At 46.8% G+C, this 14,356-nt stretch carries 16 protein-coding genes; 15 read left to right on the forward strand and 1 reads right to left on the reverse strand.

What is annotated here, in order from left to right; translation table 11 throughout:
• Positions 1-93 precede the first annotated feature (93 nt).
• The 4 genes from FN782_RS02265 to FN782_RS02280 all read left to right on the forward strand — a co-directional run bounded on the left by FN782_RS02265 (position 94) and on the right by FN782_RS02280 (position 3,420).
• On the forward strand, positions 94-579 hold the full coding sequence (locus tag FN782_RS02265; protein WP_142504136.1) for a CarD family transcriptional regulator: 486 nt from the start codon (positions 94-96) through the stop codon (positions 577-579).
• 185 nt (positions 580-764) lie between these two features.
• Positions 765-1,460, forward strand: a complete 696-nt coding sequence (locus FN782_RS02270; RefSeq protein WP_142504137.1) for a GntR family transcriptional regulator — start codon at positions 765-767, stop codon at positions 1,458-1,460.
• Positions 1,457-2,392, forward strand: a complete 936-nt coding sequence (locus FN782_RS02275; protein WP_142504138.1) for a DMT family transporter — start codon at positions 1,457-1,459, stop codon at positions 2,390-2,392. The genes FN782_RS02270 and FN782_RS02275 overlap by 4 nt, the downstream gene beginning before the upstream one ends.
• A 32-nt stretch (positions 2,393-2,424) precedes the next feature.
• On the forward strand, positions 2,425-3,420 hold the full coding sequence (locus tag FN782_RS02280; RefSeq protein ID WP_425462666.1) for an EamA family transporter: 996 nt from the start codon (positions 2,425-2,427) through the stop codon (positions 3,418-3,420).
• Positions 3,421-3,688: 268 nt separating this feature from the next.
• On the opposite strand, the gene FN782_RS16625 is transcribed toward FN782_RS02280, so the two are convergent.
• Entirely contained in the window at positions 3,689-3,859 is a 171-nt protein-coding gene (locus FN782_RS16625; RefSeq protein WP_185955981.1) for a hypothetical protein, read from the reverse strand.
• 564 nt (positions 3,860-4,423) lie between these two features.
• Between FN782_RS16625 and FN782_RS02285 the strand changes: the two genes are divergently transcribed.
• From FN782_RS02285 to fur, 11 genes are all read left to right on the forward strand, one after another.
• Entirely contained in the window at positions 4,424-6,049 is a 1,626-nt protein-coding gene (locus FN782_RS02285) for an acyl-CoA mutase large subunit family protein (protein ID WP_185956003.1), read from the forward strand.
• Between the two features lie 17 nt (positions 6,050-6,066).
• On the forward strand, positions 6,067-6,477 hold the full coding sequence (locus FN782_RS02290; RefSeq protein ID WP_185955982.1) for a cobalamin B12-binding domain-containing protein: 411 nt from the start codon (positions 6,067-6,069) through the stop codon (positions 6,475-6,477).
• On the forward strand, positions 6,474-6,917 hold the full coding sequence (gene mce, locus FN782_RS02295) for a methylmalonyl-CoA epimerase (protein ID WP_425462667.1): 444 nt from the start codon (positions 6,474-6,476) through the stop codon (positions 6,915-6,917). The genes FN782_RS02290 and mce overlap by 4 nt, the downstream gene beginning before the upstream one ends.
• Before the next feature lie 28 nt (positions 6,918-6,945).
• Positions 6,946-8,475, forward strand: a complete 1,530-nt coding sequence (locus FN782_RS02300; protein WP_185955983.1) for an acyl-CoA carboxylase subunit beta — start codon at positions 6,946-6,948, stop codon at positions 8,473-8,475.
• A 15-nt stretch (positions 8,476-8,490) separates the two neighbouring features.
• Complete coding sequence (locus FN782_RS02305) at positions 8,491-8,781, forward strand: hypothetical protein (RefSeq protein ID WP_142504142.1); 291 nt, start codon at positions 8,491-8,493, stop codon at positions 8,779-8,781.
• 44 nt (positions 8,782-8,825) lie between these two features.
• Complete coding sequence (locus FN782_RS02310) at positions 8,826-9,935, forward strand: M20/M25/M40 family metallo-hydrolase (RefSeq protein ID WP_142504143.1); 1,110 nt, start codon at positions 8,826-8,828, stop codon at positions 9,933-9,935.
• Positions 9,936-10,038: 103 nt separating this feature from the next.
• Positions 10,039-11,175 carry a DUF3866 family protein gene (locus FN782_RS02315; protein WP_185955984.1) on the forward strand — a complete coding sequence of 379 codons (1,137 nt, stop codon included), beginning with the start codon at positions 10,039-10,041 and terminating at the stop codon, positions 11,173-11,175.
• A 151-nt stretch (positions 11,176-11,326) separates the two neighbouring features.
• Positions 11,327-11,872 (forward strand): NUDIX hydrolase, encoded by a 546-nt coding sequence (locus FN782_RS02320; RefSeq protein ID WP_142504145.1) that lies wholly within the window; start codon positions 11,327-11,329, stop codon positions 11,870-11,872.
• Positions 11,869-13,044, forward strand: coding sequence for an endonuclease Q family protein (locus FN782_RS02325; protein ID WP_142504146.1), 1,176 nt, complete (start codon positions 11,869-11,871; stop codon positions 13,042-13,044). Before FN782_RS02320 ends, FN782_RS02325 begins: the two co-directional genes overlap by 4 nt.
• Positions 13,045-13,100: 56 nt before the next feature.
• Positions 13,101-13,736 carry a stage II sporulation protein M gene (spoIIM, locus tag FN782_RS02330; RefSeq protein WP_142504147.1) on the forward strand — a complete coding sequence of 212 codons (636 nt, stop codon included), beginning with the start codon at positions 13,101-13,103 and terminating at the stop codon, positions 13,734-13,736.
• A 100-nt stretch (positions 13,737-13,836) separates the two neighbouring features.
• Positions 13,837-14,316: a ferric iron uptake transcriptional regulator gene (fur, locus tag FN782_RS02335; RefSeq protein ID WP_142504148.1), complete on the forward strand. Its 480-nt coding sequence runs from the start codon at positions 13,837-13,839 to the stop codon at positions 14,314-14,316.
• Positions 14,317-14,356: the final 40 nt, after the last annotated feature.

A 14,356-nucleotide genomic window follows, 5' to 3' on the forward strand; every position in this document is an offset into this window, starting at 1 on the left:
CAAAGCATAACAGATGGTATAATATTTATTTTTTAACAAACTGCCGGATTTGTGGTATCCTTATATTAAGATTTGTACAGGGGAGTGGTGATCTTGTTCCAAGCTGGTGAGAAGATCGTATACCCTTTATTTGGTGCGGGTGTGATTCAATCCATTGATGAGAAAGAGATTTTGGGAAAAAAGCAGCTTTATTATATTTTGAAGATGTCGATTGGGAACATGGAAATTATGATTCCATTGGATAAAATGGAATTGTTGGGAATTCGGAAGGTTGTGGATACCAATACAATGGAAGATGTGCTGTTTCTCATCAATGAAGGTGAAGTGGATGCATCCGTTGCGTGGAATCAACGGTATCGAGCCAATATGGAGAAGATGAAAACGGGTGACATTTTCAAAGGTACCGAAGTCATCCGCGATTTAACCCAGATCAATAGGCAAAGAACTCTTGGCGCCGGTGAAAAGAAAATGTTGGATGATGCCATGCAGATTTTGGCCAGTGAACTGGCGCTGGTAAAGGATATCGGAGAGGAAAAAGCGTCCGATCTTTTGAATCAGGTGATTTGTACAAAGGTTTAGACCATCGAGGAGTAATAAGACCTGCACCAACCGCTCCCTATTGAAATCTGGAGTCGTTGGATGATCGATCGATGGAAATTGAAGCGAAAGCTCTTCTCTTCCTAAAGGGAGAGCTTTTTTTATATCTTGTATTTTTTTGCAATATGCGATATATTGCATATAACTGTTAGTGGAGGAGGGAAATCATGCCGATTCCCAGTGATTTTGAGAAATATTCGCGGATATCTGCAAAGGAGCGGGTATTCCGTCAAGTTCGAGATTGGATTACCGATGGAACACTTCAGCCTGGAGAAAAAATCATTGACAAGGAATTGGCGGAAGCGATCGGTGTAAGTCGAACCCCGGTCAGAGAAGCGCTTCAGATCCTTGAATATCAAGGGTTTGTGGAAATGCAGCCCGGAAAGGAGACCAAAGTAACACAACTGAGTGACCAGGATGTTTTTCAGCTGTATCCTCCATTGGCTGCACTGGATTCTCTGGCCGTGAAGCTTGCTGTTGATCGGATCAACGAGAAGACCCTTCAGGAATTGCGCCACATCAATGAGCAGTTTTCGATCGCTGTATCAAAAAAGAATCGCAATTTGGCGCTGGAATGGGATGAGCGTTTTCACAGGATGATCGTACAAACCTCAGCCAATCCATATATTGCGGAATTCACCTCACTGTTGCATCGTCATATCCGGCGAATGAAGTTCGTCTTTTTTAATCCCTCGATGATTCCGGCAAAAGCTTCCGTGGAAGAACACCGGAAGATTATTGAAGCGCTAAATGAGAGAGACGGTGAGTCTGCCGCGCAAATGATGAAGCAAAACTGGCTTCGAGCGATGGACATTGTGGTTAATGAAATCCGAAAATCCGATGAAGAGGAACGAGAGGGATGAAAACAAAGCGTTGGACGTATCTGTCTTTGATCATGATGGCATTTTTTTGGGGAAGTGCTTTTGCGGGCTCCAAACTGGCGGTAAATGCTGTTCCCCCTGAGGTTGCGGCTTTTTTTCGATTTGGTTTGGGAGCCTTGTTTATGCTGTTGGTATTGTGGCTTGGAAAGGGTGAAGAAAGAAAATTGCCGCGTTCGCATTGGAGACAGGTGATCTTGCTTGGTCTCATCGGTGTTGCGGCTTACAATCTTTTGCTGTTTTCTGCCCTTTACTTTTCCCAAGCCTCTGATGGCAGCATGATTATTCCCACAACAAGCCCATTAATCACAACGGTACTGGCTGTTCTTTTTCTTAAAGAGAAGCTTATGAAAAAACAGGTATTGGGATTGGTTTTGGCGTGTTTCGGTTCTTTGGTATTTTTTTCGCAAATGGTGGTTGGTCAGTTCTCAGGAGAGCGTTTGTTTGGTGATTTTTTATTTTTATTGGCAGCTCTTTGTTGGTCGACTTATACATTGGTTGGAAATCGGGTGTTAAAACAACTGGACCCTTTTCCGGTAACTGCTTATGCGATGTTGACGGGTGCCTTGGTCCTGGGAATCATCTCCCTTCCGAAAATGGGAGAGATCAGCTGGAGTAGTTTGAGTGTGGGGTTTTGGACACTTCAAATCTATCTCGCTCTGTTTCCCAGTGTGTTGGCTAACTGGTTCTATTACCGGGGTGTACAGTCGATCGGTGCTTCCGGGTCGGCCATCTTTATGTATATCGTACCTGTTTCCGGAATTTTATTGGCGATTCTCCTTTTAAAGGAATCCTTTACGGTTGTACAGATCGTTGGTTCCTTTCTGATGGTTTTGGGGGTCTGGTTTGTAAGTCAAAAACAAAAAACGCCGGTGTTGCGTTCTGAGGATATTTCCCTTCAGCAAAAATCCTCGTAAACATCCGTTTTACTTTTATGGGAGGGATGGGGTTGGCGATCAGGATTCCAAATCGCGTAAAAGGGTTTCTAATGGTGTTGAGTGCAGCGGTGTTATGGGGATCATCAGGCACCCTTGCCCAGTATCTTTTTCATGAAGAAGGAATTGAATTCGGTTGGTTGGTGATGGTTCGTCTGTTGATTTCGGGCTTTCTGTTGCTTATGATGGCATATGTTCAAAGTGGTAGGAAGAAAGTGCTGTCGCTTTGGAAAGATTCTGTTGACAAAAAGCAGATTATCATTTTGGGTATTGCCGGTATGGTGGGGACACAATATACATTTTTCGCCTCGATCGAGGCTGGCAATGCAGCCACTGCCACATTGCTTCAATATCTAGGACCAGCTCTGCTCACTGTCTGGATCGCTTTTCGTTTGCGCCGGATGCCAAGAGCAGGGGAGTGGATGGCAGTAGGGTTTGCTTTGATCGGGACATTTTTCCTGGTGACAGGAGGCAATCCATCAACATTGTCCATTTCACTGCCCGCTCTTCTTTGGGGCTTGGCGTCCGCTGTGGGACTTGCTTTCTATACACTCTATCCATCCCGACTATTAAATCAGTGGGGAGCAGGGATGATTGTGGGGTGGGCCATGTTCATCGGTGGGCTGGCATTGATGTTTATTCACCCACCATGGTCCGTGGATCTGGCAGGGTGGGAGTTGAAGACCTATGTTTGGATCGCTGTGGTCGTATTTTTGGGAACATTGCTTCCTTTTTTTCTGTATTTGGACAGTCTTCGTTATCTTCGCCCCTCAGAGACGGCTCTTCTCTCCTGTGCAGAGCCTCTGACTGCGGCAATAGTGGCTGTCTGGTGGCTGGGGGTTCCCTTTGGTTTCCCGGAATGGTTGGGAGCATCCTTTATCATTGGGACGGTGGTGCTTTTGTCCCTGATGGAAGAGCATTCGAAATCGGAGGTACCTGTATCTGACAATAGCAAGAAGCCATTTTGCAAAGAGAATGGGCAAGGGATTGAAGGATCAATGGACGTATAGGTGTCTCTAAAGAATTGTTGAATGGTTTTAAAGAAGCTGGGTTCCAGCTTATCTTTAGCGGAATGATTAAATATGTTGAGGCTGGTACATAAAAGTCGGCTTTCCAAGGAAAGTCGATGAGACTGCTGACAAAGATAAATAAGAGACGGATATCTCCCTTCACCACTTTGTCATGAACCTCGTCGGCTTTCCAAGGAAGGTCGATATTTTTTTGATAAAAAAAGTCCAAGGCTTGCTTTTAACTGCAAGCCTTGGATTGAATCCTGTTTTATTGGATTCCTACCAACTCGTCATAAATGGCGAGAAGGGTGACACCGATCGTGGCGATGGTGAACATACTGCTGAGTATGAAGCCGGATTTGTTACCCGACCGTTTGTTATTCAGGGTACCCACGACGGCAAGAATACTGATAAAGATGAGGATAATGGTCATGTACATTCTCTTTCACCTGCTTTCTGCATTTCACTGTGATTCCGCATTTACGCGGCAGGCAACAAGCAGGAGGAACCGTACCTGCTTAGCCTTTCCGCTCTCCATGTTCAGTATACTGTCCGATTCTGAAGAAGGGCAAGACCCTAGTATGGGATCTTTGCGGATCAGGAGAGGAATGGGGAAAGAGCCTCATGGGAAAAAGGCAAATGGTACGGAATTGTGAACATTAGAAGAAGGCGAGAGAACTCGTAATCAGCGTGGAAATCACCAGTGTAAAGATGATGACATAGACAACCATTTTGATCCATGTTGGTTGCATCAAAAATCACCTCTAAATGATTATTTTATCTGAGAGCGAATAGCCTGTCCATCGACTTAAAAAGAAAATGGGAAATGGTGATGGTTATAGAATTGGCAACATTGCCTGTTTCTCACAGATGTATGATGAAAAGCGACTAAGGAGTGAATTTTTGATATATTAAGTATGATAGCCCTTTTAATTTCTTTCTGTGGATTAGAAAAAATAGAATCGAATGGAGGGGAGAGCTGTTGAATAAATCATTTGACGAAATGTACCGGGAATGGACAGAAAAAACCCTTCAGCTCCTTGAAAAATACCCGGAACAAAAAGATCGTTTTGAAACACTCTCCGGTATTGAAGTGAACCGTCTGTATACATCACATAACGAACAGGATATGGAGAAAATCGGATTTCCGGGTGAATATCCTTATACCCGTGGAATCCGACCCACCATGTATCGTTCCCGCAACTGGACCATGCGTCAGTATGCGGGTTTCGGTTCCGCTACGGAAACCAACAAACGCTTTCGGTATCTGTTGGAGCAAGGACAGACTGGGCTTTCCGTAGCCTTTGATTTACCCACCCAAATTGGATACGACTCCGATGATCCCATGGCTCAAGGAGAAGTGGGTAAGGTTGGAGTCGCCATCGATTCCCTGGAGGATATGGAGCGCCTTCTAAAGGGGATTCCACTGGATCAAGTAAGCACTTCGATGACGATTAATGCTCCGGCTTCCGTTCTTTTGGCCATGTATATCGCGGTTGGAGAAAAGCAAGGGGTACCGGTGGAAAAACTGACCGGAACGATTCAGAATGACATACTGAAGGAATATATTGCACGGGGAACGTATATTTTCCCGCCGAAATCTTCTATGCGATTGATTACGGACATTTTTGCCTATTGTGCAGAATGTGTTCCAAAGTGGAACACCATCAGTATCAGTGGATATCATATTCGTGAAGCAGGGTCGACTGCGGTCCAGGAAGTCGCTTTCACCCTGGCAAACGGAATTGCTTATGTTCATGCTGCGATGAAAGCCGGATTGGAAGTGGAACGGTTTGCGCCAAGACTTTCGTTCTTTTTCAATGCCCACAACCATTTCTTTGAGGAAGTGGCCAAGTTTCGTGCATCCCGGCGTTTATGGGCCCGGATTATGAAGGAGAGATTTCAAGCATCCAGCCCCCGTTCCATGCAACTTCGCTTTCATACCCAAACCGGAGGGTCTACATTAACTGCACAGCAGCCGGATAACAATGTGGTTCGGGTAACCCTGCAGGCTTTGGCAGCGGTGTTGGGGGGAACGCAAAGTCTTCACACCAATGCAAGGGATGAAGCATTAGCGCTTCCAACCGAAGAATCCGCAAGGGTGGCTTTGCGCACGCAGCAAATCATCGCCCATGAAAGTGGTGTAACCCACACCGTGGACCCTTTGGGAGGGTCATGGTATGTGGAGTGGCTGACAGATGAGATTGAAAAGCGAGCGCTCTCTTATATTGAGCGAATTGATGAGATGGGAGGAGCAGTTGCAGCAGTGGAACAGGGTTATATGCAACGGGAGATTCAACATGCAGCATTGGAAACCCAACGGAAAATTGAATCCGGGGAAGAGGTGTTGGTCGGGGTAAATCGCTATCGTTTGGAAAATGAACAACAGCCTGATTTATACCAAGTCGATCCCCTACTTGCCAAAGATCAGGTCAAACGGCTGAACGCTCTGCGTGGCAAACGTGACGGTGAAAAGGTAACAGATTGTCTTGCAGCGTTGAAACGGGGAGCGGAAAGCGATGAAAATTTGATGCCATATATCCTTGATGCTGTGCGAGCCTACGCGACAGTGGGAGAGATCTGTCATGCGCTTCGGGACGTTTTCGGTGAATATCGGCCATCAATATAATAAAGGAGTGAAAGAATATGGATCGACCGATACGTGTGTTGATTGCCAAACCTGGTCTTGACGGACATGATCGGGGAGCGTTGATCATCGCTCAGTCTTTGAGAGATGAAGGGATGGAAGTAATCTATACCGGTCTTCGCCAAACGCCCGCGCAAATCGTTTCCACAGCGATTCAGGAAGATGTGGATGTCATCGGGCTTTCTTGCTTGTCCGGCGCTCATAATGAACTGTTCCCAGAGGTGACACGTCTTTTAAAGGATGAACAAGCGGATGATATCATTGTGGTGGGTGGCGGGGTGATCCCTCAATCGGATCTAGCTTTTTTGGAAAAACATGGAATAAAAAAAGTCTTTACACCCGGAACGTCAACCAAAGAAACGGCCGACTTTATCCGTCAGGCGGTCAAGGAGCGGGAAAAAATCCAATGACAACAAGAGACAGGATTTCGCCGGAGCGGATTGAACATGTAGGCATCGCTGTTCAAAGTCTGGAACAGGCTGTTCCTTTATATCGAGACATTCTGGGATTAGAATGGCTTGGTGAAGAGATCGTGGAAAGTGAACAGGTTCGTGTTGCCTTTTTTCGATTGGGGGAAGTAAAAGTAGAACTTTTGGAACCGCTTTCTCCTGACAGTCCAATCGCCCGATTTCTGGAAAAAAGAGGGCAGGGAATTCATCATATTGCATTGAAAGTGGAAGAAATTGAGGGAGAGTTGAAACGATTGTCAGACTCCGGAATTCAACTGATTCATGATCAGCCCAAACGAGGGGCGAAAGGTGCCAAGGTGGCATTTATTCATCCGCAATCGACAAAAGGTGTTCTTTATGAACTGTGTGAGCCCCGTACTGACAGGGAAACGGATCGGTGAATAACGAAAACATTGGATGGTGATTGATATGCATCATAAATTGGATGAATTGGAGGAACGTCGCCGTCGAGTTGAAATGGGTGGTGGCGAGCGAAGAATCCGTTCTCAACACGATAAGGGGAAATTGACTGCCAGAGAGCGAATTGACTTGCTGTTGGATGAAGACAGCTTTATGGAGCTGAATCCTTTTGTGGAAAATACCTCTACTGATTTCGGTGAAGCTCCGGGAGAAGGAGTGGTAACTGGATACGGAAAAGTACATGGCCGACCGGTTTATGTTTTTGCTCAGGATTTTACTGTTTTTGGCGGAGCGTTGGGTGAGATGCATGCCCTGAAGATCGCCCGGCTGATGGATCTGGCGGCCAAAAATGGTGCTCCGATCATTGGACTGAACGATTCTGGAGGTGCCCGAATTCAAGAGGGGGTTGTCTCTTTGGATGGTTATGGGCACATTTTTTACCGAAACTCCATTTATTCCGGGGTGGTTCCCCAGATCTCTGTTATCATGGGTCCATGTGCCGGTGGAGCTGTCTACTCACCGGCAATCACCGATTTTGTATTTATGGTGGAGAAAAGCAGCCAAATGTTTATTACGGGACCCAAGGTGATTGAGACCGTGACTGGTGAAAAGATTTCCACTGAAAAACTGGGCGGTGCTGAAGTTCACTCCACGTTAAGTGGAAATGCGCATTTCACTGCCGAATCAGAACCGGAAGTTCTCAATCAGGTTCGCAGACTTTTGAGTTTTCTGCCGCAAAACAATGTGGAAGATCCTGAACGGATCTTTGTCAAAGAGGATGAGGGCTGGGTGGAAGATTTGATGGAGGTGGTACCGGAAGAGGGAACAAAGGTGTATGATGTACGCAGGGTGATTGATCTTATTGTGGATCAAAATGATTTTATGGAAGTTCATCAAAAGTACGCTCGCAACATTGTTGTCGGGTTTGGTCGGATCAATGGTCAATCCGTGGGGATTGCTGCCAATCAGCCAAAAGTAATGGCAGGCGGATTGGATATTGATTCATCGGATAAATTAAGTCGGTTTATCCGATTTTGTGACAGCTTTCATATTCCCATTATCACCTTCGTGGATGTGACCGGTTTTCTTCCCGGAGTCAATCAGGAACATCGAGGAATCATTCGTCATGGAGCCAAAATTCTCTATGCCTATTCGGAAGCAACAGTTCCCAAAATTACGGTGATTATCCGCAAAGCTTATGGAGGAGCCTATGTGGCACTAAACAGCAAGGCGATTGGAGCCGATATGGTCTATGCCTGGCCAGGGGCAGAGGTGGCAGTGATGGGACCGGAGGGAGCTGCCAATGTGATTTACAGCCGGGAGATTCAGGAAAGTGCTGATCCGGAATCCACCCGATCCGAAAAGATTGAAGAGTACCGAAAAAAGTTTGCTAACCCCTATGTGGCAGCGTCTAAGGGCATGATTGATGATGTGATCGATCCCAGGGAGACGAGACAACGACTGAAACAATCCTTGGAGATGTTGAAAGGAAAGCGGGAAAATCGACCCGTTAAAAAACATGGTAATATTCCTTTGTAAGAAGGTGAAGCTGTTGTGAATCCATTCATCCGTCCCATTGCGATTCGTTTGGTGCAGGGAAGAAAGTTGTCCAAAATCCAATGGAAAGAGTGTTCCTTCCAACAGAAGGGGGTAGATTCCCGACACAAACTTCGGATGCTCCAGGCTTTTCATGTCCGGTTTATCCGAGGTCCAAGGGATCGGTCTCTCTGGCGGGATGCAGGAAGACGAGAGCAGCTTGGTCGAACAATGACCATCGACCGCCCGGCATGGAATGATCGGGTAACAATGATGAGTCAGTCACCTTCAGGGATGGGAAAAAGGTGAATGCATCTCTGTGTTGATGAACGTACATACAGGAGGCATCAATGATGATTAACAAAGAACGTTTGCTGAAAGAGTTTCTGGAACTGGTTCAGACGGATAGCCCGACGGGGGAAGAACGGGAAATTTGTGATCTGTTGAAGGTCAAACTGAATGATCTTGGATTTGAGGTAACGGAAGACCATAGTGCCAAGGTGACCGGACATGGGGCCGGAAACATTGTCGCTACGCTGAAGGGAACACTGGATGCACCAACGATTTATTTTACCTGTCATATGGATACGGTTACGCCTGGAAAAGGGGTCAAGCCCAAGGTGGAGGATGGCTATGTCATGACGGATGGAACCACGGTGTTGGGAGCGGATGATAAGGCAGGATTGGCCGCCTTGCTGGAAGGAGTTCGTACCATAAAGGAAAGAGATATGGAACATGGATCCATCCAATTCGTGTTTACCGTCGGGGAAGAATCGGGTTTGGTGGGATCGAAAAATCTTGATACAGATCTGTTGAAGGCGGATTTTGGCTATGCATTGGACTCCAATGGTCCCGTGGGGCATATTATTACCGAAGCGCCCGCTCAAGTTCGTCTCGATGTGAAAATCATCGGGAAAGCCGCTCATGCTGGAGTCAATCCGGAAGATGGTGTCAGTGCCATTCAGGTGGCCAGCCGTGCCATTTCCAAAATGCCATTGGGCCGTATTGATGAAGAGACAACCGCTAACATCGGCAAATTTTCCGGTGGATCCGCATCAAATGTGATCCCGGAATTTGTGGAGCTCCTTGCAGAAGTCCGGAGTCGGGATGAAGCCAAGTTGGACGCTCAAGTAAACAGGATGGTGACCGGTTTTGAACAAACAGCGGCGGAGTTGAATGCAAAAGCAGAGGTAAAAGCAACCAAAATGTATCCGGCATATAAATATACGGATGCTGATCCAGTTGTGCAAAAAGCGATGGAAGCATTGGAAAAAGTGGGACGAAAACCGCAGTTGCTGTCCAGTGGAGGTGGCAGTGATGCCAATGTCATCGCTGGGCATGGGATTCCTTCAGTGAACTTGGGAATTGGGTATGAAGAGATTCATACAACCAATGAACGAATGCCGATTGCAGAGTTGGAGAAAGCAGCTGAGCTGGTGGTTGCTTTAGTCGAACAGAGGTAAAGCAGGAAAGGAGAAGGACCCACGGAAAGTGGGTCTTTTTATAGGCATAAACATATAGTTATCGGCATACCCCCTTTTTGAGAGAGGAAAGGGGGATTTGGAGGTGGTGATTTGGGAGAAAGGAAGGGTGCTTCAGATCCTGGAAGAGGAGCCGCATATTCAGTGGTTGACCGTTAGGGAAGAGAGATCGGGTGAAAGGAAAAAGGCGGTTCATTACCCCGGTTTTTTTGGTGGTTTAGATCCCGGAGATCAAGTCTGGCTCAATACTACAGCTGTTCGCTTGCAATTGGGAACGGGTGGGGTTCATTTTGTGGCAGGACGCATTGGGAAAGATCCAGCTCCAGCTCCGGTGAAGGGGCACATGATGAAGCTGCGTTACACCCCGTGGCAAGTGGCTCTGCCCACAGGAGAGGAACCGGGAAGCCCTTGGCATCAAACCCTTCAGAAAAAACGCTCCTTGGAGCAAACACCGGTTTGTATCGGTGAGTTACACAGTATGCTTCCAATCGCTGCAACGGTTTGGCGCAGTTTATCTGAGGATCAATACCCACGGGTGGTGTATGTGATGACGGATGGGGGGGCTTTGCCAGCCCCATTCAGTCGGCATGTTCGCCGTTTGACATCCCTTGGCTGGTTGGCGGGAACGATTACCTGTGGTCATGCCTTTGGAGGGGACATGGAGGCGGTCAATCTGTATTCGGCTCTGTTGTTGGCCCGCCATGCCCTGAATGCTGATCTGATTTTTGTCTCCATGGGTCCGGGGATTGCAGGAACAGGTACACCCTATGGCTTTTCGGGAGTGGAGCAGGGGCAGGCCATTAACGCTGTGCATAGTCTTCAGGGGATTCCGGTGGCCGTTCCACGCATTCAGGGTAAAGATGTTCGGGAAAGGCATCAGGGAATCAGCCATCATACAGAGACGGTTTTGTGTTCCGTTGCGCTGGCTCCGGCCATCATTCCCCTTCCCAGCCGATTACCGGAACCGATTCAGGATCAAGTGAAGCAACTGAAAAGAAATTGCTTGACGACCCATCACTGGGTGGAAGTTTCGATTACGGATCAAAAAGTGGAGGAATGGTTAAACGCTTATCCTGAAACCATACAAACGATGGGAAGGAAATGGAAAGAGGACCCTCTGTTTTTTCGAACCATATCCGTTTCTGCCTACCTGACGTTTCAATTGTGGCGTGGTATTCAAAACGGTCGGAGTGTGGATCGAGCCATTCACGAAGGTTTGTAACAAGGATGGGTTTGTACGGGGAGCCGGGGTTGCAAAGATGGAAATCTGACTCTTCGTACGATGTAGTAAAAGCGCCCGCCATAACAGATGAATGATCCCTGTCCTTTATTCATGTATAATGGGGAAATGTAGGATACAGGAGGGGAATCCAATGAGTGAACTGGAAGAAAAAACGATTCGGAGTAAAAATATTTTTGAGGGCAGGATCATTCGTGTTCAATTGGATGAAGTGGAGTTGCCCAATGGAAACATTTCTACACGGGAGTTGGTCAAGCATCCAGGAGCGGTTGCCATTATGGCGATTACAGAAGAAGACAAAATGGTGTTTGTCCGGCAATACCGAAAGCCGTTGGAAAAAACCATTCTTGAACTCCCTGCTGGGAAGTTGGAACCGGGAGAAAATCCTGCTGTATGTGCGACCAGAGAGCTGGAAGAAGAGACAGGCTATCGGGCGGACGGGATTAATCATGTGGTTTCCGTGTATACGTCTCCCGGCTTTGCGGATGAGTTGCTGCATCTCTATGAAGTTCAGGGCTTGGTTCAGGGGGTCTATCATCCAGATGCCGATGAGTTTGTAGAGACAGTGGAATTAACGTTAGAAAAGGCTTTTCAACGGATGGAAGCCGGTGAGATTTGCGATGCCAAAACGGTGACGGCACTCCATATCTGGAAAAACCGGAAGGTTGACAGAAAGTGAACGTAAAACCTTTTTTTGCGGATCTACATATTCATATCGGACGAACAGAGAGAGGCTTGCCGGTAAAAATCACTGGAGCTCGCAATCTCACTTTTGATCACATCGTTCGGGAAGCATCCCTTCGCAAAGGGATGGATATGGTTGGTGTGATTGATGCGCATTCCCCACCGGTTCAGCAGGAAATTGAACGAAATTTGTACCAGGGGCATTATCAAGAACTTGTCGGAGGTGGGATTGGCTATGGCCATACCACAGTGATTCTTGGGATGGAGATCGAAGTCCGGAAAAAGGGAACCGGACCCGCCCATCTTTTGGCTTATTTCCCCACATTGGATCATATCAGGGATTTCAGCGACTGGATGACACCCTTTGTGAAAAACATGCAACTTTCCACGCAGCGCTTTCATGGAGAGATTTCTGCATTAGAGGAGAAGGTAATGGAGTTGGGAGGCCTTTTGATCCCTGCCCATATATTCACACCCTTTAAAAGTCTCTATGGCAGTGCTGCTGAACAAATTCCGGACCTTTTCCATCCGCATCGGTTGTCTGCTGTGGAGCTGGGCCTTTCTGCCGATTCGGAAATGGCTGACCATATAGCGGAATTGCAGGAAATTACATTTTTATCCAATTCCGATGCGCATTCTCTCGCTAAGATCGGTCGCGAGTACAATGAGTTGATGATGGTTGAGCCCAACTTTCAGGAATTAAAGAAGGTGTTGGCTCGTCGGGAGGGACGTTATGTATCAGCCAATTATGGATTAAATCCAAAGTTGGGAAAATATTATCGTACCCGTTGTCAGAAATGTTCTCAGATCTTGTCTCCCGACCGAGATCGATGTGATCGGTGTAAAAGCACCAAAGTGATCCGAGGTGTGATGGATCGGATCAGCCAGATTGCTGACAGCAATGGAAAGCCTCCAAACCATCGCCCGCCATATATCTATCAGGTTCCGCTGGAATTTATCCCTGGGTTGGGTCCAAAAACCTTGGACCGTCTCTTGGAACGGTTTGGAACGGAGATGGATGTTCTTCACCGGGCTCCCATCCATGAAATTTCAAGTCTTGTCGGAGGTTCCATCGCCCATCAGATTCATTTGGCGCGGGAGCGTCGATTGGAATTTGAAGAAGGTGGAGGTGGAATCTATGGAAAGGTCAAATCGAAGAAAGTCTAGTATATTCTCTCCCTTTCCTTCATAGAGATCGATTAAGTGGACAAGGGGGGATTGATTTGAAAAAGAAAGCGATTCGTCGAACGCTTCAATTTCATGTCCAGAATCAGATGTCGTTGTATTTGTTTGTCGGGGTTTTGTTTATCATGGGAGTGATTTTTGGTGCGTTTATTGTGAATACCTTATCCCCTGTGCAAAAAGATAATCTCCTTGCTTACCTGGGTCACTTTTTCCAGGGGTTAAACGGGGAAGGGATTGCAGATCCAAAAATCTCCTTTCAGCATTCACTCGGCGGGCACTTCAAGACATTGGGACTGATGTGGCTTCTCGGTATTTCTGTGATCGGTATGCCTTTCATTGTCGTGATGATCTTTTTAAAAGGATTGGTGATCGGATTTACAGTTGGTTTTTTGGTCAGTCAACTTTCCTGGGACGGGCTGTGGTTTTCATTTCTGGCCGTTGTTCCTCACAATCTGTTAACGGTTCCAGCGCTAATGATTGTAGCTGTCAGCGGAATTACATTTTCTGTATTATTAGCTAAAAACAGGTTGATTCAACGTCGGGGAACGATCTATCCGCAGTTTCTCTCCTATTCCGTTTTGGTGACTGCTATGGCGTGTGTATTGGTCGTTTCCTCCCTGCTTGAAGCATATCTTTCGCCCAAGCTGATGCAAATGGTCGTTCCGGAGTTGTAGCTGTTTATAATGTTTATCATATGAGATTTGATATCAATTGAATTGACTTCCCTTACCTGCCTCCCATATAATGATGTCAGGAGCGCAGGGGGGTGTGAAGATGGAAGAGAGAGTCAAACAAATCAAGCAACAATTGTCTGCTCACAATTATAAATTGACCCCCCAACGGGAAGCGACCGTCCGCGTTTTACTGGAAAATGAAGAGGATCATTTAAGCGCGGAAGATGTCTACCTGTTGGTAAAGGAAAAGGCGCCAGAAATTGGTCTGGCGACTGTTTACCGCACGTTGGAACTTCTCAGCGACCTGACCATTATTCACAAACTCAATTTCGGCGATGGTGTAACCCGTTATGAATTTCGCGCTGAAGGAGCGGAGCACCATCATCATCACCTGATCTGCCTAAATTGCGGAGCGGTGGATGAAATTATTGATGATTGGTTAGGGCCCATTGAGAAGAGGGTAGAAAAAGAATTTGACTTTCAGATTATTGACCACCGGTTGACGTTTCACGGGATCTGTCACCGGTGTAAGGACCAAGTCAAAGATCCCGGAAAGTTGGTTGGTTCCAAAGTAACGTGAGATCCAGAATGGTCTCGCGTTTTTCATTGTATGAAGATGC

This window comes from Melghirimyces algeriensis, assembly GCF_900182565.1.
GTDB classification, from domain to species: Bacteria; Bacillota; Bacilli; order Thermoactinomycetales; family DSM-45169; genus Melghirimyces; species Melghirimyces algeriensis.

Excerpts from the sequence above, each read along its gene's own strand:
- FN782_RS02275 (WP_142504138.1), top strand. The coding sequence starts at position 1,457 with ATGAAAACAAAGCGTTGGACGTATCTGTCTTTGATCATGATGGCATTT.
- FN782_RS02320 (WP_142504145.1), top strand. The coding sequence starts at position 11,327 with ATGAGTGAACTGGAAGAAAAAACGATTCGGAGTAAAAATATTTTTGAG.
- fur (WP_142504148.1), top strand. The coding sequence starts at position 13,837 with ATGGAAGAGAGAGTCAAACAAATCAAGCAACAATTGTCTGCTCACAAT.
- FN782_RS02300 (WP_185955983.1), top strand. The coding sequence starts at position 6,946 with ATGCATCATAAATTGGATGAATTGGAGGAACGTCGCCGTCGAGTTGAA.
- FN782_RS02310 (WP_142504143.1), top strand. The coding sequence starts at position 8,826 with ATGATTAACAAAGAACGTTTGCTGAAAGAGTTTCTGGAACTGGTTCAG.
- FN782_RS16625 (WP_185955981.1), bottom strand. The coding sequence starts at position 3,859 with ATGTACATGACCATTATCCTCATCTTTATCAGTATTCTTGCCGTCGTG.
- FN782_RS02270 (WP_142504137.1), top strand. The coding sequence starts at position 765 with ATGCCGATTCCCAGTGATTTTGAGAAATATTCGCGGATATCTGCAAAG.
- FN782_RS02290 (WP_185955982.1), top strand. The coding sequence starts at position 6,067 with ATGGATCGACCGATACGTGTGTTGATTGCCAAACCTGGTCTTGACGGA.
- mce (WP_425462667.1), top strand. The coding sequence starts at position 6,474 with ATGACAACAAGAGACAGGATTTCGCCGGAGCGGATTGAACATGTAGGC.
- FN782_RS02285 (WP_185956003.1), top strand. The coding sequence starts at position 4,424 with ATGTACCGGGAATGGACAGAAAAAACCCTTCAGCTCCTTGAAAAATAC.